The following is a 25770-nucleotide window of genomic DNA, read 5'->3' on the forward strand; positions in this document are numbered from 1 at the left end:
CCGGTGGGCCGGGCGAAGCGCTTCGCCCGGCCCACCGGCCCCTGTCTCCGTGCCGCCTTCTCACAGAAGGGTTCCCATGGCTTCCCGAGCAGCCGACTACCGGTGGCAGGGCGTTGCGATGCTGCGCGCCACCACCAGCCCCGGGCCGGCAGACATCCCCCACACCCTCGACCTGGACGACGTGGCCGTGACCCGCGGCTGGCTGGACCGCGTCCAGCAGCGCGAGGACTTCCGCAGCGCGCTGGAACTGGCCACCCCCGCCCTGTCCCACGCCATCGAGGCCGTTGTACAAGGACGGCAGGCTGAACCCCGCCATGTCCGCCGTACCGCACTGTCGACGGCCTCCTACCTCCTGCGATGGCAGCACCGCCCGACCCCGCTCGGCCTGTTCGCCGGTACCGCGCCGGTCTCCGTCGGGCCCATGGCGAGTTCGCGGTGGCGCGACAAGCACCGCGTGATGATCCGGCCGGACGCCGAATGGGTCACCGACCTCGCCCTCCGGCTCCAGCGCACCCCCGCGTTACGGGAGCGGCTGCCGCTCGTCGCGAACAACGCCGCCCGCGTACGCGGCGACCGGGTCGTGGCGCCGGGCCCGCCCTCCGACGGCCACTCCGTCCTCCTGGCGCCGGTTGAGACATCCGTCCGTAACACGCGGTCGGTGGCCGCCGCCATGGACGCGGCCCGCACCCCCATCGTGTACGGAGACCTCCACGACCACCTCCGCGAGCACTTCCCGAACGCCTCCGCGCATCAAGTCGACACGGTGCTCACCGACTTGATCGGGCAGCGATTCCTGATCACCAGCCTGTGGGCTCCGATGACCACGGTGGACGCCTTCCAACACCTGTGCCGCGAACTGGAGCGGCTACAGGCGGACAGCGTCCCCGAGGTACGGGACCTGGTCCGCTCGCTGTACGCGCTGCGGGACGATGTGTCCGCCCATCAGCCGGCGCTCTCCGACACGAGCCTGACCGCCCTCATGGCTCGGATGCGCGCCCTCACCGCTGTCACCCCGACGCCGCTGCTCGTCGACACCGCCCTCGACTGCGAGACTCAGCTCCCGCACGCCGTGATCTCGGAAGTGCGGGCAGCTGTATCAGCGCTTTACCGGATCACCCCTCAGCCCTACGGCTATCAGCACTGGCGCGACTACCACCGCCGGTTCCGGGCCCGGTACGGGATCGGCGTTCTGGTGCCGGTGATGGACCTGGTCGCGGACAGCGGCCTGGGCCTGCCCGCTGGATACGTCGGCTCGGAACGCGGCCCGGCACCGAAACTGCGCACCGACCGCGACGAGCTGCTGCTCGCCCTGGTGCAACAGGTCCTCCTCGACGGCCACGACGAACTCCGGCTGACGGACGACATGATCGACGCCCTGGAGAGGGCCGCCGGCGACGACGAGCGGCTGTTCGTGCCCCGGGTGGAAGCCGCCTTCGAAGTCCACTCCCCCAGCACCAGGGCACTGTCCGACGGCACCTTCGACGTCCTGCTCACAGCCGTACCCCGGCCCGGCAGCAGCATGGGCGGCCGGTTCGCCCACGTCCTGCCCTCTGAGCAGCAGGACGCGCTCACCGCCACCTACCGCGGAACGCCGGACGTCCTCAGCGCGCAGCTCATATTCCCGCCACGCCGTCACCGCAACGAGAACGTCGCCCGCACTCCACGGCTGCTGCCGTACGTCATCGAACTGTCCGGCCACCAGGAGGCGGACGAGACGGTGATCCCGCTCGCCGACATCGCCGTCACCGCGGCCCCCCGCAGCTTTCACCTCGTGCAGCTCTCCACCGGCCGGCACATCGACGTGCGGGTCCTGCACGCCCTGGAAGGCGGAACTCAGACACCGCCGCTGGCGCGTTTCCTCGCCGAGGTGGCCACCGCCCGCCACGCCGCCTACAAGCCCATGGATTTCGGCGTCGGCTCCCGGCTCCCGTTCCTTCCCCGGGTGCGCTACCGCCGTACCGTCCTCCTCCAGGCCCGATGGCTGCTCGCGGCCGACGAGCTGCCCGGCCGCAAGGCCCCGGCAAAGGAGTGGGAGCGCGCTTTCACCGCCTGGCGGGAGAGGTTGCGCGTCCCGATGCGGGTCGCCGTCGTCGAGTACGACCAGCGCCTTCCCCTCGGCCTGTCCCACCCGGTCCACCTCCGGGTGCTGCGCGCGCACCTCGACAACGCCCGGCGCGCGGAACTGCGCGAGGTCCCGGACGCAGACGCCCACGGCTGGATCGGGCGAGCGCACGAGATCTGGCTCTCCCTTGGCCTCTCCCAGCCCGGCGCCACCGATGTGCCCCGGTTCCGCCCCACCACATCACAGGTCCCCCCGGGCACCGGCGATGTCCTCCACGCGCAGCTCCACGCCCACCCGCGCCGTTACGACGAGATCCTGAGCCGCCACCTCCCCCGCCTGCTCGCCGCCTTCGGCGAAGCCCCGCCGCTCTGGTGGTTCACCCGGCACCGGGAGATGGCCCGCCCGGACGCCGACCAGCACCTCGACCTCACGCTGCACCTGCCGAGAGACGCGTACGGGGCCGCCGCCCAGCACCTCCGTACCTGGGCGGACGACCTGCACGGGATGGGTCTGGCGTCCGGGCTCGTCCTGGTTCCCTACCAGCCGCAGACCGGGCGCTTCGGCAGCGGGGCCGCCATGGACGCGGCGCACCGGGTGTTCGCCGCGGACTCCGCCGCTGCCCTCGCACAGATCCGGCTCACCGAGCGCACCGACGCCGTCGCCCCGCAGGCCCTCGCCGCCGCCAGCGCCCTGCACCTCGTGACTTCCCTGGCGCCGACCATTGCGGCGGCCGAGGAGTGGCTGGTGCACAACCTTCCCCGGAGCACGGGCCCGCTGGACCGAGCCCTGCGCGGTCAGGCGCTCGAACTGGCCCTGCCCAGTGGCGCCTCCGCGCTCGCGGCCCTCCCCGGCGGCCCTGGGGTCACCGACGCGTGGCGGGCCCGCGCCGCAGCCGCGAGCACCTACCGCAGCGCCCTGACCGGCCAGTTCGACCCGCTCGTCACCGCCCGCTCGCTGCTGCACCAGCACCACGTCCGGGCTCTGGGTGTCGACCCGCGCGCCGAAGAGACGACGATCCGGCTCGTACAGACCGCAGCCCTCCGGCACCGCATGGCCGCCCGATGACCGCCGCGATACTGGAGCAGTACACCGCCCGCCTCGCACACCCCGCTCCTCCCTCCCCGGACGAGCCGTGGGCAGCGCAGTCCCTCGCCGACGGCGCCGCCGGAATCAGCCTGCTGCACATCGAGACCGCCGCCCGTCACGGCGGCTCCTGGCACACCGCCCACCGATGGATCACCGCCGCAGCCGCCGGACACGTCAGCGCGGCCGACACCACCGGCCTGTTCCTCGGCGCCCCGGCCCTCGGCTTCGTCCTCACCACCGTCCCCCCGGCCTTCCAGCACCTGTACGCCCCAGCACGCCGGACCCTGCACCAGCACATCACCGACCTGGCCCACCGCCGGGTGGACGCCGCACTCACCCGCATCCGCAAGAGCGACCTGCCCACGTTCGCCGAGTACGACCTCCTCCACGGCCTCACCGGCATCGGCGCCTACCTCCTGCGGACCGACCCCGAAGGGCTCGCCCTCGAACGAGTCCTGACGTACCTCGTCGCCCTGACCCATCCGCTCGCCGCCAACGGCCGCCTCCTGCCCGGCTGGTGGGTACGCCACGACCCGGCCCGCGGCGAATCGCCCCACTTCCCGGGCGGCCACGCCAACTTCGGTGCCGCCCACGGCATCACCGGCCCGCTGTTCCTCCTCGCGCAAGCCCTGCGCCGTGACATCACCGTCTCCGGTCACCGCGAGGCGATGTGGACCATCTGCGAACACCTCGACGCCTGGTGCCAGTTGAGCCCCTCCGGCCCCTGGTGGCCTGAGCATCTCTCACGCCGCGACCTCGACGCCGGACGGCCCCACCACCACGCCCCCGCCCGGCCGAGCTGGTGCTACGGCACCACCGGCATCGCACGGGCCGGACAACTCGCCGGGCTCGCCCTGCACGCCCCCGACCTCCAGGCGTTCTACGAGAACGCCCTCTACCGCGCCCTGACCGACCCCGGACAGCTCGCCTACATGACCGACTCCGGCCTGTGCCACGGCTGGGCAGGCATCTACCAGACCAGCGTCCGCGCCGCCGCCGACGCCCGCGACCCGCGCCTCCACGACCTCCCGGAGCGCCTCGGTTCCACCCTCGCCGAACAGGCCCGGACCGGCGGCCCTCCCGGGCTGATCACGGGCGACGCCGGCACGGCGCTCGCCCTCTCCACCTTCACCTCGCAGCAGACACCAGTCACCGGATGGGACGCATGTCTCTTGATCGACTGACCCGGGCGACCGAGTCGAACCCGACGCACCTCGCCGTCCTCGCCGTCCTCGGCGGCCTGCCGATCGCCGACGCGGCACACCAGTACCGGCTGGACCCCCTGGTCCTCTCCGACGCGGTCGTCGTCTACGACCAGGCGGGCCGGAGCGCGCTGGTCCGCCACATGGTCGCCGACGACTGGTGGCAGACCTACCTGCACTTCGCCGACTGGACGAACGCCGACACCACCTTCATCACGCACGTCCTGCCCGTACTGCGCGAGGCCGAGGCCACCGGTGCGATCGACGGCTGGTGGTACACCCGGAAACACCCCTGCTGGCGCCTGCGCCTCCGCGTCCAGCCCGTCACCGGCGCCAAGCTCTCCGTAGGGGACGAACTGGACCGCCTCGTCTCCGACGGACACCTCCAACGCTGGTGGCCCGGCATCTACGAACCGGAGACCCCGGCGTTCGGCGGGCGGACGAGCATGACGGCCGCACACCGCCTCTTCGTCGCCGACAGCAGGGAGGCCCAGCAGCTACGCCATCGCGGCGACCTTGCGGTGGGAACCCGAGAGCTGTCCGTCCTCCTGTGCACGATCATGATGCGCGCGGCCGGGCTGGAATGGTACGAGCAGGGCGAAGTCTGGCACCGCGTCATCACGGACGAACACCGCTCGGCCGTCAGCGACGTCCCAGTGGAACAGCTCAGAGCCCGAGCCCGGGAGATCCGTCCCCTTCTCTTCGCCGACAGCGACGTCCTGCTGCGCCCCGGAGGGCTGTTGGAGCCCGTCACCGAGTGGGTCACCGCCTTCCACAGCACAGGGCAGGCGCTCGACCAAGCCGTCCAGGACGGCACACTCGACCGCGGACTGCGACAGGTGCTCAGCTACCACGTGCTCTTCCACTGGAACCGGCTCGGACTGTCCCTGCGGGGGCAGAGCGTGCTGGCCGCGGCAGCCAAGGCAGCGATCCTGGATGGTCAACTCGCGTAGATCGCCACCGATTTGCCGTTTCTTGACACCGAACAGACATGTCACATTCATTTACATGACCTCATGTCCATGTCACCCTCGCCGTGTTGCCCCCCACTCAACACGCGTAGACAGGACACTCCTTATGCTGGCGACACGCATACGCCGCCGCTGGAAGCCGGTGGCGCTGACGACCGCAGCGGTCCTGGTGGGCCTCGCCGTACCCGCGGTGACGGCGACCCCGGCCTCCGCCACGACCACGGCGTACGACTCGACGTACTACAAGAACGCGGTCGGCAAGACGGGTGCGAGCCTCAAGTCCTCGCTGCACACGATCATCAGCAGCCAGTCGAAGATCTCGTACTCCGCCGTGTGGGACGCGCTCAAGGCGACCGACCAGGACCCGAACAACAGCGCCAACGTGATCCTGCTCTACAGCGGCGCCTCGCGCAGCAAGTCGCTCAACGGCGGGGACGTCGGCGACTGGAACCGTGAGCACGTGTGGGCCAAGTCGCACGGCGACTTCGGCGAGGCGACCGGGCCCGGCACCGACCTGCACCACCTGCGCCCGGCGGACGTCCAGCTCAACAGCACGCGCGGGAACCTGGACTTCGACAACGGCGGCAGCGCGGTCACGGGCGGCGGTGGCAGCAAGGTCGATTCGGACTCCTTCGAGCCGCGCGCCGCGGACAAGGGCGACGTCGCCCGCATGATCCTCTACATGGCCGTGCGGTACGACGGCGGCGACGGCTTCGCCGACCTGGAGCCGAACGAGAAGGTCAACAACGGCAGCAACCCGTACATCGGCAAGCTCTCCGTGCTGAAGGCGTGGAACGAGCAGGACCCGCCGAGCGCCTTCGAGGAGCGCCGCAACCAGGTCATCTACGACACGTACCAGCACAACCGCAACCCGTTCATCGACCACCCGGAGTGGGTCGAGGCGATCTGGTAGCAACCGGTTTCAGCAACGCGGACCCTTCTCCCGGCCGGGGCAGGGTCCGCGTCGTCTTTCCAGGTCAACCGCGGCCGTCGACCTCGCGGCGAGCGGCGAGAGCGACCAGCGCGCCGACCGCACCCGAGGCGGCCAGTACCCCACCCACAAGTACCCCGTAGTACACCCCGCCGGACCCGGCGCCACCCACGAGCAGCGCCGCGAGCACCCCGAGCGCGACGGCAAGCGCCAGCAGCGCCGCCGGCAGTCCGCGTATCTCGGCCAAGACCCCTCCCCACAGCTCGGACACAATGATCGGCAAGCGTACACAAGCCCGCCGGGAAAACCCCGACTCCCTTTTCCTGTAAGGGAGTTGGCCTTCAGCAGCCGCGCGGCCGATCATGGGACGAGCGGTCGAGCGGGAGGGGAAGGACGACGGTGAGCTACGCCCTGGAGATGAGTACGGGGGACATGCGGCAGGTGGTCCGGCTACTGACGACGGTGGAGCGGACGCCCGCGCAGGAGGAGCACCTCGGCAGGGTGCGGGAGCACTGCAAGGCGCTGGACGTCAGACTTGAGAGCCAGGGGGTGCACTACGACGTACCGGTGATCCGGGCGCTGGAGGAACTGATCGACGGCGCCCCGTCGAGGACCGTGTCCCCCGCGTACGCCCACGCCTTCCACGAGGTCGTGACGTCCTGCTTCTCGTACACCACGGACCTGGGCAGCTGGCGCCGGATGTCCTGGTTCCAGACGGTCTCCAACGACCTGGCCCGCAACGGCATCCCGACCGTGCTCCTCCCGGAGACGTTCCTCTTCTGCGGCCCGCCGCTCCCCCTCCCCCACCCGGGCGACGTCCACCCCCGCATCGGCACCCTCTCGATCCAGCGTGCCGCCGAGGCGGCGACCGCGTACACCGCCGTCCTGGACCGCGTCCACCCCGACTGCCAGGACACGGTCCGCCGCTTCACGGAGGCGTTCCGCTTCGAGTTGAACGACTGGCGCCCCAACTCACCGGCGGACACCCTCTTCTTCTGGTTCGACCGACCCTAGACTCCCCACCATGATCGCCGACCTCCAGTGCGTGGTCCTGGACTGCCCAGCCCCCGCCGAACTGGCCGCCTTCTACCACGAGTTGCTGGGCGGCACGATCGACCACCCGGACCCCCGCTGGTCCCTGCACGAGTCCTGGTCCACCCTCCACACCCCCTCGGGCCTGGTCCTCTGCTTCCAGCAGGTCCCGGACCACCGCCCCCCGGCCTGGCCGGACCCGACCCGCCCCCAGCAGTTCCATCTGGACTTCGGCGTCCGGGACTTGGACGAGGCCCAGGCCCAAGTCCTCGCCCTGGGAGCCAAGCTCCTCGACGCAGGCTCCCCGAACCACAGTTGGCGAGTCTTCGCGGACCCGGCGGGCCATCCCCTGTGCCTGGTCCGGCACCACGGCGGCTGAGTCACCCCTCCACGGCCACCGCCTCCACCACCGACAGCACCGACTCCGTCGGAATCACCCGGCTCAGCCGCAGCCCCGCCGCCTCGAACAGCGCCGCGAAGTCCGACGCCGTGCGCTCCCGGCCGCCCAGGGACGCCATCATCATGATGTCGAGGGTCTTGGACTGGTGGGGTGCGTTGCCGGGCGGGACGACGGCGTCCAGGACGAGGACCCGGCCGCCGGGGTGGAGGGAGTTCCGGCAGTGGCGCAGGAGGGTTACGCAGCGGTCGTCGTCCCAGTCGTGGGTGATGCGTTTCATCATGATGACGTCGCCAGGGGGTACGGACGTGAAGAAGTCGCCGTCCGCCAGGGTCCAGCGGTCGGCGACGGTCTTGTCGCCGGCCAGGCGGTGGCCCGCGAGGACGTGGGCGCGGTCGTACAACACGCCCTCCAGGCCGGGGTTCTGGCGCAACGTCTCCTGGAGGAGGCCGCCGTGGCCCCCGCCGACGTCGACGACCGTACCGCTCGCCGGGAAGTCGTACGCCGCGGCGATGACCGCGTTCTCGGGATCGGACATCGCGGCCATCCCGACGTGGAAGACGGCGGCCGTACGCTCGTCCTGTGCGAAGTAGTCGAAGAACGGCATCCCGAACATCGCGTCGAACGCGGTGACTTGACCGGTGAGGCAGCGGGACAGCTCCCCGGCGGGCTGCCACATGCTCTGGTCGGTGATCATGAGTACGGCGCTCCGCACGGAACCCGGCACGTCGCCGCGCAGCGCCTGCCCGGCCTCGGTGAGCGTGAACGCGCCGCGCGCGTCCTCCTCGACGACGCCGCGGGTCGCGAGGAGCCGTAGCACGCGGTAGAGCCCGCGCTCGTCCGCGCCGGTGGCGACGGCGAGTTGGGCCGGGGTGCGGGGGCCGTCGGCGAGGTGGTCGGCGACGCCGGTCTCGGCCGCCGCGCGCAGGGCCGCGGGTTGGAGGAAGCCGAGCGCCTCGTCGACGAGGAACGCGCCGGAACGCCGCAGGCGTTCGCTCTCCGTCTCCGGAACACCCGCCGCACCGGCCTCGCCCTGCGCCATGCCGTTCTCCTCACCACGAAGCCAAAAGTAACCCTCTGTTCACCTAGAGTGACATGTCGCACCGGCAGAACGGAACACCCGAAAGAGCCAACCTCCCTCGGGAATACCTCTGCTACAGATGCGTCGGCGCGAACATCCGCAGCACCGCCGGCAGCACCACCACCGAAGGCCCGGGCTCCGCAAGGGACTTGGCCAGATCCTCGGCCAGCGTCTCCACCGAGGTCAGCACCCCGGGCACCCCGAACGACTCGGCCAGCGCCACGAAGTCGGGCCGGACCAGCTCGGTCCCGGTGGCCTCGCCGAACGCGTCGGTCATGTACTCCCGCAGAATCCCGTACCCCCCGTCGTCGACGACGAGCCAGGTCACGTCGGACCCGTACTGCCGGGCCGTGGCCAGCTCGGCGATGGAGTACAGCGCGCCCCCGTCCCCGGACACCGCGAGGACGGGCCGCGTCGGATCGGCGGCGGCAGCCCCCAGCGCCGCGGGGAACGCGTACCCCAACCCCCCGGCGCCCTGGGCGGAATGCATGAGGTTGGGCGCCCCGGCGTCGAACCCGGCCCACGCCCAGTACCCCAGGATGGTCATGTCCCAGAACGACGCGGCCCCCTTGGGCAGCGCACGCCGCACGGCCGCCAACACCCCTCGCTCCAGATCGAGTTGCTGACCGGCGAGCCGTTCCTCCACCTTCGCCAGCAACTCCCGCACCCGCACCGGTGCTTGCTCGTCGACCCGGTCGGCCACCGTCTCCAGCAGCGCCTGCACCGCGAGCCGCGCGTCCGCGTGGATGCCGAGCGCGGGATGGTTGGACTCCAGCTTGCCGAGATCCGCCTCGACCTGGATCACCCGGCCGCGCGGCCTGAACGTGTGGTAGTTGGACGAGAGTTCACCGAGCCCGGAGCCGAGGACGAGCAACACGTCGGCGTCTTCGAGGAGTTCGGTGGTGTGCCGGTCCTCCATCCACGACTGCAACGACAGCGGGTGCTTCCAGGGGAACGCCCCCTTCCCGCCGTACGTCGTCACGACGGGCGCGGAGAGCCGCTCGGCCAGTTTCCGCAGCTTGCCGGAGGCGTCGGCGCGGACCACCCCGCCGCCCGCGACGATCACCGGGCGCTCGGCACGGGAGAGCAGGTCGGCGGCTACGGCGGTGAGTTCGGGCCGGGGTGCCGGCTCCTCGGGGGTCGCGTCGACGCCGGTCACGACGGGGATCGCGGTCGGCGCGAGGAGCACGTCCTGCGGGATCTCCACCCACACCGGCCCGTGCGGCGCGGACAGCGCCGACCGCCACGCGTCCGCGATCGCCGAGGGGATCTGCGACTGCGTACGGACGGTGTGGACGGACTTCACAACGCCCCTGAACGAGGCTGCCTGGTCCGGGAGTTCGTGGAGGTGGCCGTGGCGTCCGCCGCCCAGTCCAGCGGTCGGGACCTGGCTACAGATGGCCAGCACCGGCGCCGAGGCGGCAGCCGCCTCCTGGAGCGCGGCGAGCGAGGTCAGCGCGCCGGGCCCGGTGGACAGCAGCAGCGGCGCCGCCTCACCCGTGACCCGGCCGTACGCGTCGGCCGCGAAGCCCGCGTTGTTCTCCACCCTGAGACCGACATACCTGAGAGGGGAGCGGCGCAGCGCGTCGAACATGCCGAGCGCGTGCTGGCCGGGCAGTCCGAAGACGGTCGTAGCTCCCAGGCTGTACAGGGTTTCCACGACCAGGTCCCCGCCGATCCGCCCGGCGGGCGGGTTCAGCGCGGCCTCGGTCTGGGCCGCCGTCGGACAAAGGACGAGGTCATGGTCGTGAGTCACTGTGCGCGGGCCTCGGCAATCTGGCGGGACATGAGGGTGACCAGCTCGTACGCCGTGTGGGAGGCGGCGACGGAGGTGATCTCGGCGTGGTCGTAGGCCGGAGCAACCTCTACCACATCGGCGGAAACGAGGTTGCACCCGGACAGGCCGCGCAGAATCTCCAGCAGCTCGCGGGACGTCATACCTCCGGCCTCGGGGGTACCCGTACCAGGGGCGTACGCGGGGTCGAGGCAGTCGATGTCGATCGAGATGTACAGCGGCCGGTTCCCGACCCGCTGCCTGAGCTGGTCGGCGACCTCGTCGACGCCGCGCCGCATGACGTCGGCGGAGGTGACGATCCCGAAGCCCATCTTCTCGTCGTCGGTGAGGTCCTGCTTGCCGTAGAGGGGGCCGCGGGTGCCGACGTGCGAGAGCGCCGAGGTGTCGAGGATGCCCTCCTCGACCGCGCGCCGGAACGGGGTACCGTGCGTGTACTCGGCCCCGAAGTACGTGTCCCAGGTGTCGAGATGGGCGTCGAAGTGCAGCAGGGCGACCGGCCCGTGCTGCTTGGCGACCGCCCGCAGCAGGGGCAGCGCGATGGTGTGGTCGCCGCCGAGGGTCATCAACCGGGCGCCGCCGTACAGGAGTTGGTCGGCGGCGGCCTCGACCGTCTCGACGGCCTCGTTGATGTCGAACGGGTTCACGGCGATGTCCCCGGCGTCCGCGACCTGCGCGAGCGCGAACGGCGAGGCGTCCTGCGCGGGATTGTACGGCCGCAGCAGCCGCGATGCCTCCCGGATCGCGTTCCCGCCGAACCGCGCCCCCGGCCGGTACGAGACGCCGGAGTCGAACGGCACCCCCACGACGGCGACATCGGCCTTCCCGCCGACCTCGTCGATCCTCGGCAGCCGCGCGAACGTCGCGGGTCCGGCGTAGCGGGGGATCCGGGAGGAGTCGACGGGGCCACGGGGCGTCTCGTACTCAGCCATGCTCAACTGCCTTCTTTCTCGCGCCTGTTGGCGTTTTCTGCGCTGTCTCCTACGACGAGGTCGTCGCCGTACGGAGCTGATGTTCCGTCAGTTCGGGTGCGTGCCCGGCGAGTCGCTCGCGCCAGGCGGCGAGGACGGCCGCGTCGGTCGGCGGGGTCGCCAGCGAGACGGCTACGTAGGCCACGAGGGAGGCCGAAAGGCCGTAGTACACGGGCTCGTTGGCGAGGATGCCGTACGCCGCCATCAGCCCGATGACCGAGCCGCCGCCGACCACGACCGAGGCGAGCGCGCCGTGCACCGTGCCCCGCTTCCACAGCAGGCCGCCGAGGATGGGGACGAGGAGGCCGCCGACGAGGAGGTTGTAGGCGACGGTGAGCGCCTCGACGACGTTGTTCAACGCGACGGCCGTGCCGATCACCGCGATGCCCATGACCAGGATGAACCGCCGGTTGTCCCGGACCTCGTCGCCACCGTTCTCGGCACCGGCCACCTTGCCCCGCAGCCGCGCCCAGATGTCGTTGTTCGCCACCGTCGCGCAGGCGATGAGCGCGCCGGACGACGTCGACATGACCGCCGCGAGGGCCGCCGCCAGCACCAACCCTCTGACACCGACGGGGAGTTCGTCCTTCACGATCGTCGCGAAGGCATCGTCCGCCGAACTCAGGTTCGGGTACAGGACTTTGGCCGCCGTACCGATGACGGCGCCCGCCAGGGCGTACGCGAGGCAGTACGAACCCGCCACCGTGCCGCCCCACTTGGCGGTGCGGTCGCTGCGGGCCGTGAACACGCGCTGCCAGATGTCCTGGCCGATGAGCATGCCGAACGTGTAGATCAGGACGTAGGTGAAGATCGTCTCGCCGCCGATGCCCAGCGGGTCGAAGTACGAGGTCGGCAACTCGTCGCGCATGGCGCCGAATCCGCCCGCCTTGACGACCGCGATCGGCAGCAGCAGGAGCAGGACGCCGATGGTCTTGACGACGAACTGCACCATGTCGGTCAGGGTGATCGACCACATCCCGCCGAGGGTGGAGTAGGCGACGACGATCGAGCCGCCGAGGACGATCGCGAGGGTGCGGTTCATGTCGAGGAGGACGTCGAAGATCGTGGCGTACGCGATGGTCGAGGTCACCGCCAGCATCAGGGTGTAGGCCCACATGACCACCCCGGAGATCACCCCGGCCCTGCCACCCCCGTACCTGAGGTCGAGCATCTCGGAGACGGTGTACACCCTGAGGCGGGCGATCCGCGCGGAGAAGAAGACGCTCAGGGCGAGCAGGCCGAGGCCGATGGTGAAGACCATCCAGGCGCCGGAGAGGCCGTACTGATACCCGAGACCTACCCCGCCGATGGTGGACGCGCCGCCGAGGACGATCGCGGCCATCGTCCCGGAGTACATCGCGGGACCGAGCCGGCGGCCCGCCACCAGGAACTCGCTCTTCGAGCGGGCGCGGCGCATGCCCCACCAGCCCATGGCCAGCATCCCGGCCAGGTAGACGACGATCACGGTGTAGTCGACGGCCATGGAATCCCTCACTGTGGCTGCGCGCGGAGGCGCTCGTTGTCGCCGTGCGGGTGACGGACTCCGACATTAGGTGGCCGGAAAGCGACTGCGAAGTGTACGTTTCCCACACCCTCGCGGTCCGGGATGGAGGAAACGCACATGTATGGCGAACCGTCGGCCCCATCGCCGCCTCCGCCCGCCGTCCCTCCCACCCCGCCCGTCCCCCTCTCCGCCCTCCTCGCCCGCGAGGACCTCGCCCTGCGGCAGATCGCCGGGCCCTCGGACCCGGCCACCGTCCTGTACGGCGCCCTCACCTCCGAGATGGCCGACCCCTACCCGTACCTCCTGGGAGGGGAGCTGCTCCTCACGGCGGGCGTGCACATCCCGGAGGCCACCGGTTCGGGGACGTACTTCGACGACTACGTCTCCAGGGTGATCGCCGCGGGCGGCGTGGCTCTCGGGTTCGGGGTCGCCCCCGTCCACGACACCGTTCCCCGCGCCCTGGTCGCCGCCTGCGAGTCGTACGGGTTGCCGCTGATCGAGGTACCCGAGGAGACGACGTTCGCGGCGGTCGCCCGGGCGGTGTGGCAGTTGATGGAGCGGGCTCGTACCTCGGAGCTACGCCGGGTGACGGAGGCCCAGCAGAGCCTCGCGGCGGCGGCGTCCCGGCCGGACCCGGTCCCGGCGGTGCTGCGGCAGCTGGCCCAGCGGACCGGTGGGCGGGCGGTGCTGTTCGGGCCGGAGGGGGTGGAGGTCGCGGCGGCGGGGACGGTGGGCGGGGCTCCCCGGGCGGGCACGGCTTCCAGGGCGGGCGCGGCTTCCGGGACAGGCGCGCCCTCCGGGACGGGCTCAGCTTCCGAAGCAGGCGTGGACGCCTCGCTCGCCGCGCTGGCCCACCTCGTCACGACCCGCGCCTCGACGACGGCCACCGACACGGATCCCGCCACAGGGGTACACCTCGCGGCGTACTCCTTGGGTACTACGGGAGCTACGGGTCTCGCAGGCGGGAGCGCCGTAAGCACCACGGGTACGACGACGCCCCCTCGCACCCCGAACACCACCCCCCGCCGCCCCTTCGCCCTCGCCGTGGCCTCCCCCCACCGCACCCCCGCCGACCACACCATCACCTCGGTCGCCGCCGTCCTCCTCACCCTCCTCACCGACGAGCGCCAGAGCGCCCCGGAGACGACCCGCACGACCTCCCTCGTACGCCTCCTCCTGGGCGCGCCCCCGGCAGAGGTCGCCCCCCTCCTCGGCGCCGAACGCTGGATCGTCGTCCACGCCCGCCGGACGAGCCGCCCCTCCCCCACCCCCGACCACCGCTCGGCCGTCCCCGTCCCCCTCCTCGTCCCCCACGAGAGCCACCCCCACCCGTACCCCACCCCACCCCTCACTCGCCTCGACCCCCACCCCGCCCTCACCCTCGCCTCATCCCTCGGTACCCCCCTCGTAGACCTCACCCCCGACCTGGTCCGCCTCCTCCTCCCCGCCGACCAGGACCCGTACCCCACCCCGCACCCCCAACCCGGCTGGTCCCTGGGTATGAGTGCCCCCGTCACCCCCGCCGACTGGCCGGCGGCCGACGCGCAGGCCGCGCGAGCGCTCGCCCGGGCCCTGGCCACCCGCGTCCCCCTCGTCCAGCACACCGCACGCACCGCGCTCACCACGCTGGTCTCCCCCCAGGACGCCGAGGCGCACGCGCGGGTGCTGCTCGCGCCGGTCGCCGAGAACCCGGCGCTGACCGAGACGCTGCGCACCTGGCTGTCCCTGCACGGGAGTTGGGACCGTACGGCGGTGGCGCTCGGCGTGCACCGCAACACCGTCCGCCAACGCATCGCGCGCTGTGCGGGGTTGCTGGGTACGGACCTGGACGATCCGGACGTACGGATGGAGTTGTGGTTCGCGCTGCGGGAACGGCCGGGCGGCGAGGCATGATCGCCGACGTGACCCACGTCCCAGCGGCCGCAACCGCGCTGACGCGCACAGGCGTCTGGACCAGAATGGGGGTATGCCGATACCCCGGATCCCCACCCGCAGCGAGCTCGTCGACCACCTGGTGAAGACCCGCATCGCGGGCCAGGTGGCCACACCGCGCGAGAACAACCTCTCTCACTACCGTCAACTCGCCAACGGGGTGCGGAACTTCTGGCTCGGCCTCGAACTGGGCGACCGATGGGCGGACGAGCAGGACGTGCTCGCGGTGATGGCGGAGCGGGTCGGGGTGAACGACGATCCGGAGTACCGGTACGGGCAGGACACGATCGACCCGGAGCTGACGGTCGACGCGCTGGACCGGATGGCGGCGCGGCTGCGCAAGGCGGCGGACGGGCACCAGCGGGTGCTGTTCGCGACGGGGCACCCCGGCGGGCTGCTGGACGTGCACCGCACGGTCGCCGCCGCCCTGCACACCGCGGGCTGCGACATCGTGGTGATCCCGGACGGCCTCCAGACGGAGGAGGGGTACGTCATGCAGTTCGCCGACGTCGCGGTCCTCGAACACGGCGCGACCCTCTGGCACACGCACTCCGGCGAGCCGATGCGGCAGATCCTCACGGCCCTCGAACGCACCGCCCGCGACCTGCCGGACCTCGTCGTCGCCGACCACGGCTGGGCCGGGTACGCCGGCCAGCACGGCATCGACTCCCTGGGGTACGCCGACTGCAACGACCCCGCCCTGTTCCTCGCGGAGTCGGAGGGGACGGTGCAGGTGGCGGTGCCGCTGGACGATCACGTCGTCAGCCCCAGGTACTACGACCCGATGGTGGCGTACCTGCTGGCGGAAGCGGGGCTGAGATGACCCGTAGCTCTCAGGACGTACCCGGCTGACTCTCGCGGGGGACCCGGACCACACCCTCCTGGATCACCGAGATCGCCAGTTGCCCGTCCTGCGTGTAGATCCGCGCCTGCCCGAGCCCCCGCCCGCCGTGCGCCGACGGCGACTCCTGGTCGTACAGGAGCCATTCGTCGGCCCGGAACGGCCGGTGGAACCACATCGCGTGGTCCAGGGAGGCCCCGACGACGTCCCCGACCGCCCAGCCCCCGCGCCCGTGCGCGAGCAGGACCGAGTCGAGGAGGGTCATGTCCGAGACGTACGTCGCGAGGACTACGTGGAGCAGCGGGTCGTCGGCCAGCTTGCCGTTCGTGCGGAACCAGACCTGGGAGTGCGGCTCGCGGGGTTCGCCGTACTTGCCGTACGGGGGCTCCTCGACGTACCGCAGGTCGATCGCCTCGCGGGCCTCCAGGAAGCGCTCGACGGTCTCGGGCGCCAAGTGGCCGTACCCGCGCAGCCGTTCGTGGCTGGTCGGGAGGGACTCCGGGTCGGGTGCGGGCGGTATCGGGGTCTGGTGGTCGAGGCCGTCCTCGTACGTCTGGAAGGACGCCGACAGCGCGAAGATCGGCCGGCCGTGCTGGACGGCGACCGCGCGGCGGGTCGTGAAGGAGCGGCCGTCGCGCAGGCGCTCGACCGTGTAGACGATCGGCGCGCCGGGGTCGCCGGGGCGCAGGAAGTAGGCGTGCAGGGAGTGCGCGAGCCGGTCCGGCGGGACCGTGCGCCCCGCCGCGACCAGCGCCTGGGCCGCGACCTGCCCGCCGAAGACCCGGGGGACGACGGCGGAGCGGGACTGGCCGCGGAAGATGTTCTCCTCGATCTGTTCGAGGTCGAGCAGATCGAGGAGATCGTGAAGTGCCTCGGTCATGGCCCCTAGTTTCGTGACGTGTCGTTGCCGGGGCCTTTCCCGCTGCTTACAGGCCCATGTTCTTCGCGATGATCGACTTCATGATCTCGCTGGTGCCGCCGTAGATGCGGTTGACGCGGTTGTCCGCGTACAGGCGGGCGATCGGGTACTCGTTCATGAAGCCGTAGCCGCCGTGCAGCTGGAGACAGCGGTCGATGACGCGGTGCGCGACCTCGGTGGTGAAGAGCTTCGCGGAGGCGGCCTCGGCGGGGGTCAGCTCGCCCGCGTCGAGCGCCTCGGTGGCGCGGTCGACGACGGCCTCGGCGGCGTCCACCTCGGCCTGGCAGGCGGCGAGTTCGAACTTGGTGTTCTGGAACGCGGCGACCGGCTGGCCGAAGACGACGCGGTCCTTGACGTACTGCGTGGCGAACCGGATCGCGGCCTTCGCCTGCGCGTACGCGCCGTAGGCGATGCCCCAGCGCTCGGAGGCGAGGTTGTGGCCGAGGTAGTAGAAGCCCTTGTTCTCCTCGCCGAGGAGGTCCTCGACGGGAATCTTGACGTCGACGAACGCCAGCTCGGCGGTGTCGGAGGTCTTCAGGCCGAGCTTGTCGAGCTTGCGGCCGACGGAGTAGCCCTCGGCCTTCGTGTCGACGACGAAGAGCGAGATGCCGTGGCGGCGGTCCTCGGCGCTCTGCGGGGAGGTGCGGGCGCAGACGATCATGCGGTCGGCGTGGACGCCGCCGGTGATGAAGGTCTTGGCGCCGTTGAGGACGTAGTGCGTGCCGTCCTCGCTGAGCTTGGCGGTGGTCTTCATGCCCGCGAGGTCGGAGCCGGTGCCCGGCTCGGTCATCGCGATGGCCCACATCTCCTCGCCGGAGACGAACTTCGGGAGGTAGCGCTTCTTCTGCTCGTCGGTGGCGAGCAGCTTCACGTACGGCAGGCCCAGCAGCGTGTGCACGCCGGAGCCGCCGAACGTCACGCCCGCGCGCGCGGTCTCCTCGTAGATGATCGCCTCGAACTTGTACGAGTCGATGCCCGCGCCGCCGTACTCCTCGGCGACCTGGATCCCGAACACGCCCAGCTCGGCCAGCTTGTGGTAGAACTCGCGCGGCGCCTGGCCGGCGGCGAACCACTCGTCGTACACCGGCACGACCTCGGCCTCGATGAACGCCCGAAGGGTCTCCCGGAACGCCTCGTGATCCTCGTTGAACACCGTACGGCGCACGCCGCCACCTCCCGCTACATGTCTAAGCGCTTGCTCATACCCCAAGATACCGGTGGGTAGCGAGCAGCGTCCAGAGATGCAGGTCACTTCGGGGGAACCGGCGCGCGCACGCGTGCATCTCCACCCCTACGCGCGCGCGTGACGTCACTCCCCCTCCGCCGCCGCCCCGAACGCCCCCCGGGCCATCCGGTGCAGCAGCCGCGCCGTGTCCCCCCGCCCCGGCAGCGACCCCGCGCGCCCGAGGTGCGGCGTCGAGTTCAGGAGGCCGAAGACCGAGTGGACGGCGGACCGCGCGGCGGGTTCGGGCAGGCCCGGGTACACCTCGCGCACGACCCCCACCCACAGCTCGACGTACTGCCGCTGGAGCTGGCGGACGAGCTTGCGGTCGCTGTCGCGCAGGCGGTCGAGCTCGCGGTCGTGGAGGGTGATGAGGGGCCGGTCGTCGAGGGCGAAGTCGATGTGGCCCTCGACGAGGGAGTCCAGCACGCGCGCGGGAGGCTCGGCGGCGGATTCCTGGAGGCGGCGGCGCGCGCCCGTGAGGAGCTGGCCGCTGATGCCGACGAGGAGTTCCGCGAGCATCGCGTCCTTGCCGGCGAAGTGCCGGTAGAGCCCGGGTCCGCTGATGCCGACGGCCGCGCCTATCTCGTCGACGCCGACGCCGTGGAACCCGCGCTCGGCGAAGAGCCGCGCGGCCTCTCGGAGGATCTGGTCGCGCCGGGTGGGAGCGTCGGTTCGGGTGCCCATGGAATCAATTCTAGACAGGCTTGTTAGCGGTCGTTAACATGGACGACATGGGTTAACGCTCATTAACTTCGGAGGGGAGCGCGACATGGCGCAGGAACCCGTGCTGACCAGCGCGGCAGACCCCGCGTCGCAGGCGTGGCGGGCGAACGAGGCGGCGCACCAGGCCCTCGTCGAGGAGCTGCGCGGCAAGCTCGCGGCGGCCCGCCTCGGCGGCGGCGAGAAGGCCCGCGCCCGGCACACCGCGCGCGGCAAGCTCCTCCCGCGCGACCGCGTGGACACCCTCCTGGACCCCGGTTCCCCGTTCCTGGAGCTGGCCCCGCTCGCGGCCGAGGGGATGTACGACGGCCAGGCCCCGGCGGCCGGCGTCATCGCGGGCATCGGCCGTGTGAGCGGGCGCGAGTGCGTGATCGTCGCGAACGACGCCACGGTCAAGGGCGGGACGTACTACCCGATGACCGTGAAGAAGCACCTGCGCGCGCAGGAGGTCGCCCTCGACAACCGCCTCCCCTGCGTGTACCTGGTGGACTCGGGCGGCGCCTTCCTCCCGATGCAGGACGAGGTCTTCCCGGACCGCGACCACTTCGGCCGCATCTTCTACAACCAGGCCCGCATGTCCGGCGCGGGCATCCCGCAGATCGCCGCCGTCATGGGCTCGTGCACGGCGGGCGGCGCGTACGTCCCCGCGATGAGCGACGAAGCGGTGATCGTCCGCGACCAGGGCACGATCTTCCTCGGCGGCCCCCCGCTGGTGAAGGCGGCCACGGGCGAGGTCGTCACGGCGGAGGAGCTGGGCGGCGGCGAGGTCCACGCGCGCGTGTCGGGCGTGACGGACCACCTCGCGCAGGACGACGCGCACGCGCTGCGCATCGTCAGGAACATCGTCGCCACCCTCCCCGCGCGCGGGACGCTCCCCTGGGAGGTGCGGCAGGCGGCGGAGCCGAAGGTCGACCCGTACGGCCTGTACGGCGCGGTACCGGTCGACCCGCGCACCCCGTACGACGTCCGCGAGGTCATCGCGCGCATCGCGGACGGCTCGCGGTTCGCGGAGTTCAAGGCGGAGTTCGGCCAGACCCTGGTCACCGGCTTCGCGCACATCCACGGCCACCCCGTCGGCATCGTCGCCAACAACGGCATCCTGTTCTCCGAGTCGGCCCAGAAGGGCGCCCACTTCATCGAGCTGTGCGACCAGCGCGGCATCCCGCTGCTGTTCCTCCAGAACATCTCGGGCTTCATGGTCGGCAAGGACTACGAGGCGGGCGGCATCGCGAAGCACGGCGCGAAGATGGTCACGGCCGTCGCGTGCACGCGCGTACCGAAGCTGACGGTCGTGATCGGCGGCTCGTACGGCGCGGGCAACTACTCGATGTGCGGCCGGGCCTACTCCCCCCGCTTCCTGTGGATGTGGCCCGGCGCGAAGATCTCCGTCATGGGCGGCGAACAGGCCGCCTCGGTCCTGGCGACCGTCAAGCGCGACCAGCTGGAGGCGCGCGGCGAACAGTGGCCGACCACCGACGAGGACGCCTTCAAGGCGCCGATCCGCGCGCAGTACGACCAGCAGGGCAGCGCCTACTACGCGACGGCGCGCCTGTGGGACGACGGTGTGATCGACCCCCTGGAGACCCGCCAGGTCCTCGGACTCGCCCTGACCGCCTGCGCCAACGCGCCACTGGGTGACCCCCGGTTCGGCGTCTTCCGGATGTGAGGCGCGCCCCCCTGCGGCTAAACCGCCGCCGCTCTCGCGGAGGTGGTTGCTCGCCGTCGTGGTTCCTCAATTAATGGTTGCGGTGATCTGGTGGAAAAAGAGGTGGTTGCGGTGATCTCGTGGAAAGAGGGTTCTTCATGATGGGGACCGTTCTGGTCGCTAACCGGGGCGAGATCGCCGTCCGCGTCATCCGCACGCTCCGCGCGCTGGGGGTGCGTTCCGTCGCCGTGTACTCGGACGCCGACGCGGACGCGCGGCACGTCCGCGAGGCCGACACAGCCGTACGGATCGGCCCGGCGCCCGCGTCGGAGAGCTATCTGTCGGTGGAGCGCATCCTGGAGGCCGCCGCCCGCACGGGCGCGCAGGCGGTCCACCCCGGGTACGGCTTCCTCGCGGAGAACGCCTCCTTCGCGCGCGCCTGCGCCGAGGCGGGGCTCGTCTTCATCGGCCCGCCCGCCGAGGCGATCGCCCTGATGGGCGACAAGATCCGCGCCAAGGAGACGGTGGAGGCGGCCGGCGTCCCCGTCGTCCCGGGCGGGCGTGACCCCGAACTCGCCGAGGCGGCCCGCGCGTTGGGCGCTCCCGTCCTGCTCAAGCCCAGCGCGGGCGGCGGCGGCAAGGGCATGCGCTTGGTGCGCGACATGGCCGCGCTGGACGACGAGATCGCCGCCGCGCGCCGCGAGGCCCTCGCCTCCTTCGGCGACGACACGCTCCTGGTCGAGCGCTGGATCGACCGCCCCCGGCACATCGAGATCCAGGTCCTGGCCGACGGCCACGGGAACGTCGTCCACCTGGGCGAGCGCGAGTGCTCCCTCCAGCGGCGCCACCAGAAGGTGATCGAGGAGGCCCCGTCGGTCTTCCTCGACGCGTCCGCGCGCGCGGCGATGGGCGAGGCGGCGGTGCAGGCGGCGCGCTCGTGCGGGTACGTCGGCGCGGGGACGGTCGAGTTCATCGTCCCCGGGGGTGACGCGACGCAGTACTGCTTCATGGAGATGAACACCCGCCTCCAGGTGGAGCATCCGGTCACCGAACTCGTCACCGGCATCGACCTGGTGGAGTGGCAGCTGAGGGTCGCCGCAGGCGAGAAGCTCCCCTTCACGCAGGACGACGTCACTCTCAAGGGCCACGCGGTGGAGGCCCGCCTCTGCGCCGAGGACCCCGCGCGCGGGTTCCTCCCGACCGGCGGGACGGTCCTGCGGCTCCGCGAGCCCCGGGGCGACGGCATCCGCACCGACTCCGGGCTCAGCGAGGGCACCGAGGTCGGCAGCCTGTACGACCCGATGCTCGCGAAGGTCATCGCGTACGGGCCGGACCGCGAGACGGCCCTGCGCAGGCTCCGGGGCGCCCTCGCGGAGACGGTCACCCTGGGGGTGCAGACCAACGCGGGGTTCCTGCGCGCGCTCCTGGCCCACCCGGCGGTCGTCGCGGGCGAGCTGGACACGGGGCTCGTCGAGCGCGTCGCGGGGGACCTGGTCTGCGACGCCGTGCCGGAGGAGGTGTACGAGGCGGCGGCGGCCGTACGGCTGGAAGCGCTCCGGCCGGCCCGGCAGGGGTGGGTGGACCCCTTCTCCGTACCGAGCGGCTGGCGGCTGGGCGGCGAGGAGAAGCCGGCCTCGTTCCCGATGCGGGTGACGGGACACGAACCCGTCACTCACGTGATGCGCGGAACGGCGGCGGTGGGGGACGACCAGGTCTCGGTGACCCTGGACGGAGTCCGCCACGCGTTCCACCACAGCGGCGACTGGCTGGGCCGCGACGGCGACGCCTGGCAGGTCCGCGACCACGACCCGGTCGCCGCCTCCCTGACGGCCACCACGCGCGCGGGCGCCGACGCCCTCACCGCCCCGATGCCCGGCACGGTCACGGTCGTCAAGGTCGCACCCGGCGACGAAGTCACCGCGGGCCAGAGCCTGTTGGTCGTCGAGGCGATGAAGATGGAGCACGTCATCACGGCCCCGCACGCGGGCACGGTCACCGAACTCGACGTCACCCCGGGCACGACGGTCGCCATGGACCAGGTCCTGGCGGTCGTCACACCGAACGAGCCGAACGGCCCGAACGACCCGACCGGCGCCCCTCCCCAGGAGGCCCACGATGCCTGAACTCCCCATGACCGTCCCGGCCGACGGCCTCCCCGCGCGCGTACGCATCCACGAAGTGGGCGCCAGGGACGGCCTCCAGAACGAGAAGACGACCGTCCCCACGGAGATCAAGGCGGAGTTCATCCGCCGCCTGGCCGCCGCCGGCCTCACCACCATCGAGGCGACGAGCTTCGTCCACCCCAAGTGGGTCCCCCAACTGGCGGACGCCGAGGCCCTGTTCCCGCAGATCAGCCAACTCCCTGTGGATCTCCCGGTGTTGGTTCCCAACGACCGTGGCCTGGACCGGGCCCTCGCCCTCGGCGCCACCCGGATCGCCGTCTTCGCCAGCGCCACGGAGTCCTTCGCCAAGGCCAACCTGAACCGCACGGTCGACGAGTCCCTGAAGATGTTCGAACCGGTGGTCACGCGCGCGAAGGAACACGAAGCCCACGTCCGCGGCTACCTCTCGATGTGCTTCGGCGACCCCTGGGAGGGCCCGGTCCCGATCCCCCAGGTCGTCAAGGTCGCCAAGGCCCTGCACACCATGGGCTGCGACGAGTTGAGCCTCGGCGACACGATCGGCGTGGCGACCCCGGGCCATGTGAAAGCCCTCCTCACAGCGCTCGGCGAGGCTCAAGTCCCCACCTCCGCCCTGGCCGTCCACTTCCACGACACCTACGGCCAGGCCCTCGCCAACACCCTCGCCGCCCTCCAGCACGGCGTCACCACGGTCGACGCCTCCGCAGGGGGCCTCGGCGGCTGCCCGTTCGCCAAGTCGGCCACCGGCAACCTCGCCACCGAGGACCTCGTGTGGATGCTCCAGGGCCTCGGCATCGACACGGGCACCGACCTCGGTCAACTCGTCGCCACAAGCGCATGGTTGGCCGGTCACCTGGGCCGCCCGAGCCCGTCCCGAACCGTCCGCGCCCTCGCCCGCGAGGAACTCTCCCACAAGGAACAGTGATGGACTACCGCCTCTCCCCCGAGCTGGAAGAACTCCGCCGCACGGTCGAGGAGTTCGCGCACGACGTCGTGGCCCCCAAGATCGGCGACTTCTACGAACGGCACGAGTTCCCGTACGAGATCGTCCGCGAGATGGGCCGCATGGGCCTGTTCGGCCTCCCGTTCCCGGAGGAGTACGGCGGGATGGGCGGCGACTACCTCGCACTGGGCGTCGCGCTGGAGGAACTGGCCCGCGTCGACTCGTCGGTGGCGATCACCCTGGAGGCGGGCGTCTCGCTGGGCGCGATGCCGATCCACCTGTTCGGCACGGACGAGCAGAAGCGCGAGTGGCTCCCGCGCCTGTGCGCGGGCGAACTCCTCGGCGCCTTCGGCCTGACGGAGCCGGACGGCGGCAGCGACGCGGGCGCGACGCGGACGACGGCCCGCCTCGACCCGGAGACGGACGAATGGGTCATCAACGGCACGAAGTGCTTCATCACCAACTCGGGTACGGACATCACGGGGTTGGTGACCGTGACGGCGGTCACCGGCCGCAAGCCGGACGGCAGGCCGCTGATCTCGTCGATCATCGTCCCGTCGGGGACACCGGGGTTCACGGTCGCGGCCCCCTACTCGAAGGTCGGCTGGAACGCCTCCGACACCCACGAGCTCTCCTTCGCGGACGTGCGCGTCCCCGCCGCGAACCTCCTCGGTGAACTCGGCCGCGGCTACGCCCAGTTCCTGCGCATCCTGGACGAGGGCCGGATCGCGATCGCCGCGCTGGGGACGGGTCTCGCGCAGGGCTGCGTGGACGAGTCGGTGAAGTACGCGAAGGAGCGCGAGGCGTTCGGCCGCCCGATCGGCGCGAACCAGGCCATCCAGTTCAAGATCGCCGACATGGAGCTGAAGGCGTACACCGCGCGCCTGGCGTGGCGGGACGCGGCGGCGCGGCTGGTCGCCGGTGAACCCTTCAAGAAGGAGGCGGCGCTGGCCAAGCTGCACTCCTCGACGGTCGCGGTCGACAACGCGCGCGACGCGACGCAGATCCACGGCGGCTACGGCTTCATGAACGAGTACCCGGTGGCCAGAATGTGGCGCGACTCGAAGATCCTGGAGATCGGGGAGGGCACGAGCGAGGTGCAACGGATGTTGATCGCAAGGGAGTTGGGCCTCGTGGGCTGATATCTCGCACCTCATAGGCCGCACATAGCTTTCGATCCAAGGCGACCACCCCCGGGAAGATCGACTGAGGCTAGGCTAACCTATCTTCGATCTGTCCCGGCGGTGATCCCGCACGTCCGAAAGCAGCCTCCCCCATGCCCAACGCCAGAACCACCCACCTCACCCGCCGCGGCGTCCTGGCCGCCGGCGGGGCCCTCGGCCTCGGTGCCGCCCTCGCCGCCTGCGGGGACGACGACGCGAAAAGCGGTGGTTCCGACGCGTCGGCGAGCGCGAACACCGCCAAGCCGGGCCCGTGGACGTTCAAGGACGACCGCGGTACGACCGTGAAGCTCGACAGGACCCCCTCGACGATCGTCGCCTTCACCGGCGTCGGCGCCGCGCTGTACGACTACGGCATCCAGGTCAAGGGCGTCTTCGGCCCGACGAAGACGCCCGCCGGCAAGGCCGACGTCCAGGCCGGCGACATGGACGTCTCGAAGGTCGAGATCCTCGGCAACGTGTGGGACGAGTTCAACGTCGAGAAGTACGCCGCCCTCGCGCCGGACGTCCTCGTCTCCACGATGTTCGACACGGCCGGCACCCTCTGGTACGTCCCCGAGGCGTCCAAGGACAAGATCGCCAAGTTGGCGCCCAGCGTGGGCCTTTCGGTGTACGACCGCCAGCTCACCGCGCCGCTGGAGCGCATGTGGGAGCTGGCCGAGTCGCTCGGCGCGGACATGACGGCCGCGAAGGTGACCGCCGCGAGGAAGCGGTTCGAGGACGCGGCGAGCCGGCTGCGCGCCGCCGCGAAGGCGAAGCCCGGCATCAGGGTCCTCGCCGGTTCCGCGAGCGCCGAGCTGTTCTACGTCTCCGGCAGCGACCTCTCCATCGACCTGGAGTACTTCAAGGCCCTCGGCGTCACCTTCGTGGAGCCCCCGGCCGACACGCTCAAGGCGAGCGGCGGCTGGTTCGAGCCGCTGAGCTGGGAGAACGTCGACAAGTACCCGGCGGACCTGATCCTGATGGACGACCGCACCTCCGCGATCCAGCCCTCGGCGATCACGAAGGACACCTGGAAGAAGCTCCCCGCCGTCAAGGCCGGCCAGGTCATCGCGCGTTCACCCGAGCCGATTCTGTCGTACGACAAGTGCGCGCCGCTGCTGGAGAACCTCGCGGCGGCCATCGAGAAGGCCAAGAAGGTCACCTGACCCCCGTGTGACCGATCACCCCGTTCCCCCCACGCCGCCGCCGTCC

General features: G+C 71.3%; 21 protein-coding genes. 13 read left to right on the forward strand and 8 right to left on the reverse strand.

What is annotated here, in order from left to right:
* Positions 1-76 precede the first annotated feature (76 nt).
* From ACQCO7_RS15275 to ACQCO7_RS15290, 4 genes are all read left to right on the forward strand, one after another.
* Positions 77-3127 (forward strand): lantibiotic dehydratase, encoded by a 3051-nt coding sequence (locus ACQCO7_RS15275; protein ID WP_464072355.1) that lies wholly within the window; start codon positions 77-79, stop codon positions 3125-3127.
* Positions 3124-4332 (forward strand): lanthionine synthetase C family protein, encoded by a 1209-nt coding sequence (locus ACQCO7_RS15280; protein ID WP_464072356.1) that lies wholly within the window; start codon positions 3124-3126, stop codon positions 4330-4332. Before ACQCO7_RS15275 ends, ACQCO7_RS15280 begins: the two co-directional genes overlap by 4 nt.
* Positions 4314-5303, forward strand: coding sequence for a thiopeptide-type bacteriocin biosynthesis protein (locus ACQCO7_RS15285; RefSeq protein WP_464072357.1), 990 nt, complete (start codon positions 4314-4316; stop codon positions 5301-5303). Before ACQCO7_RS15280 ends, ACQCO7_RS15285 begins: the two co-directional genes overlap by 19 nt.
* 124 nt (positions 5304-5427) lie before the next feature.
* Positions 5428-6234 carry an endonuclease I family protein gene (locus ACQCO7_RS15290; protein ID WP_464072358.1) on the forward strand — a complete coding sequence of 269 codons (807 nt, stop codon included), beginning with the start codon at positions 5428-5430 and terminating at the stop codon, positions 6232-6234.
* A gap of 64 nt (positions 6235-6298) precedes the next feature.
* Here the strand turns inward: ACQCO7_RS15290 and ACQCO7_RS15295 are convergent, their stop codons facing one another.
* Positions 6299-6499 carry a hypothetical protein gene (locus tag ACQCO7_RS15295; RefSeq protein WP_464072359.1) on the reverse strand — a complete coding sequence of 67 codons (201 nt, stop codon included), beginning with the start codon at positions 6497-6499 and terminating at the stop codon, positions 6299-6301.
* A 152-nt stretch (positions 6500-6651) separates the two neighbouring features.
* Here ACQCO7_RS15295 and ACQCO7_RS15300 point away from each other — a divergent pair, with 152 nt between their 5' ends.
* Positions 6652-7266, forward strand: coding sequence for a DUF7691 family protein (locus ACQCO7_RS15300; protein ID WP_464072360.1), 615 nt, complete (start codon positions 6652-6654; stop codon positions 7264-7266).
* Positions 7267-7276: 10 nt separating this feature from the next.
* A complete protein-coding gene (locus ACQCO7_RS15305; RefSeq protein WP_464072361.1) occupies positions 7277-7663 on the forward strand; it encodes a VOC family protein in 387 nt (128 codons plus the stop codon).
* Position 7664: 1 nt separating this feature from the next.
* Here the strand turns inward: ACQCO7_RS15305 and ACQCO7_RS15310 are convergent, their stop codons facing one another.
* From ACQCO7_RS15310 to ACQCO7_RS15325, 4 genes are all read right to left on the reverse strand, one after another.
* Positions 7665-8723: a methyltransferase gene (locus ACQCO7_RS15310; protein ID WP_464072362.1), complete on the reverse strand. Its 1059-nt coding sequence runs from the start codon at positions 8721-8723 to the stop codon at positions 7665-7667.
* Positions 8724-8835: 112 nt separating this feature from the next.
* Positions 8836-10518 carry a thiamine pyrophosphate-binding protein gene (locus tag ACQCO7_RS15315; RefSeq protein ID WP_464072363.1) on the reverse strand — a complete coding sequence of 561 codons (1683 nt, stop codon included), beginning with the start codon at positions 10516-10518 and terminating at the stop codon, positions 8836-8838.
* Positions 10515-11486, reverse strand: a complete 972-nt coding sequence (gene speB / locus ACQCO7_RS15320; RefSeq protein ID WP_464072364.1) for an agmatinase — start codon at positions 11484-11486, stop codon at positions 10515-10517. Before speB ends, ACQCO7_RS15315 begins: the two co-directional genes overlap by 4 nt.
* 49 nt (positions 11487-11535) lie before the next feature.
* Positions 11536-13008 (reverse strand): sodium:solute symporter family protein, encoded by a 1473-nt coding sequence (locus ACQCO7_RS15325; protein ID WP_464072365.1) that lies wholly within the window; start codon positions 13006-13008, stop codon positions 11536-11538.
* A 138-nt stretch (positions 13009-13146) separates the two neighbouring features.
* On the opposite strand from ACQCO7_RS15325, the gene ACQCO7_RS15330 reads away from it, so the two are divergent.
* Both ACQCO7_RS15330 and ACQCO7_RS15335 read left to right on the forward strand, forming a co-directional pair.
* Positions 13147-14922 (forward strand): PucR family transcriptional regulator, encoded by a 1776-nt coding sequence (locus tag ACQCO7_RS15330; protein ID WP_464072366.1) that lies wholly within the window; start codon positions 13147-13149, stop codon positions 14920-14922.
* 73 nt (positions 14923-14995) lie between these two features.
* Positions 14996-15784 carry a phosphatase gene (locus tag ACQCO7_RS15335; RefSeq protein WP_409115905.1) on the forward strand — a complete coding sequence of 263 codons (789 nt, stop codon included), beginning with the start codon at positions 14996-14998 and terminating at the stop codon, positions 15782-15784.
* A 10-nt stretch (positions 15785-15794) separates the two neighbouring features.
* On the opposite strand, the gene tesB is transcribed toward ACQCO7_RS15335, so the two are convergent.
* The 3 genes from tesB to ACQCO7_RS15350 all read right to left on the reverse strand — a co-directional run bounded on the left by tesB (position 15795) and on the right by ACQCO7_RS15350 (position 18630).
* On the reverse strand, positions 15795-16682 hold the full coding sequence (tesB, locus tag ACQCO7_RS15340) for an acyl-CoA thioesterase II (protein ID WP_464072367.1): 888 nt from the start codon (positions 16680-16682) through the stop codon (positions 15795-15797).
* Positions 16683-16728: 46 nt separating this feature from the next.
* Positions 16729-17886, reverse strand: a complete 1158-nt coding sequence (locus tag ACQCO7_RS15345) for an acyl-CoA dehydrogenase family protein (protein ID WP_464072368.1) — start codon at positions 17884-17886, stop codon at positions 16729-16731.
* Between the two features lie 144 nt (positions 17887-18030).
* Positions 18031-18630: an SACE_7040 family transcriptional regulator gene (locus tag ACQCO7_RS15350; protein ID WP_464072369.1), complete on the reverse strand. Its 600-nt coding sequence runs from the start codon at positions 18628-18630 to the stop codon at positions 18031-18033.
* An 85-nt stretch (positions 18631-18715) separates the two neighbouring features.
* Here ACQCO7_RS15350 and ACQCO7_RS15355 point away from each other — a divergent pair, with 85 nt between their 5' ends.
* From ACQCO7_RS15355 to ACQCO7_RS15375, 5 genes are all read left to right on the forward strand, one after another.
* On the forward strand, positions 18716-20332 hold the full coding sequence (locus ACQCO7_RS15355) for a carboxyl transferase domain-containing protein (protein WP_464072370.1): 1617 nt from the start codon (positions 18716-18718) through the stop codon (positions 20330-20332).
* A gap of 137 nt (positions 20333-20469) precedes the next feature.
* A complete protein-coding gene (locus ACQCO7_RS15360) occupies positions 20470-22434 on the forward strand; it encodes an acetyl/propionyl/methylcrotonyl-CoA carboxylase subunit alpha (RefSeq protein ID WP_464072371.1) in 1965 nt (654 codons plus the stop codon).
* The gene (locus tag ACQCO7_RS15365; RefSeq protein WP_464072372.1) at positions 22427-23377 is read left to right on the forward strand and encodes a hydroxymethylglutaryl-CoA lyase; all 951 of its coding nucleotides are present in this window, start codon (positions 22427-22429) and stop codon (positions 23375-23377) included. The genes ACQCO7_RS15360 and ACQCO7_RS15365 overlap by 8 nt, the downstream gene beginning before the upstream one ends.
* Positions 23377-24537 carry an acyl-CoA dehydrogenase family protein gene (locus ACQCO7_RS15370; protein WP_464072373.1) on the forward strand — a complete coding sequence of 387 codons (1161 nt, stop codon included), beginning with the start codon at positions 23377-23379 and terminating at the stop codon, positions 24535-24537. The genes ACQCO7_RS15365 and ACQCO7_RS15370 overlap by 1 nt, the downstream gene beginning before the upstream one ends.
* Positions 24538-24671: 134 nt before the next feature.
* Positions 24672-25724, forward strand: a complete 1053-nt coding sequence (locus ACQCO7_RS15375; RefSeq protein WP_464072374.1) for an ABC transporter substrate-binding protein — start codon at positions 24672-24674, stop codon at positions 25722-25724.
* Positions 25725-25770 lie beyond the last annotated feature (46 nt).

The organism is Streptomyces saintjeani (genome assembly GCF_055409605.1).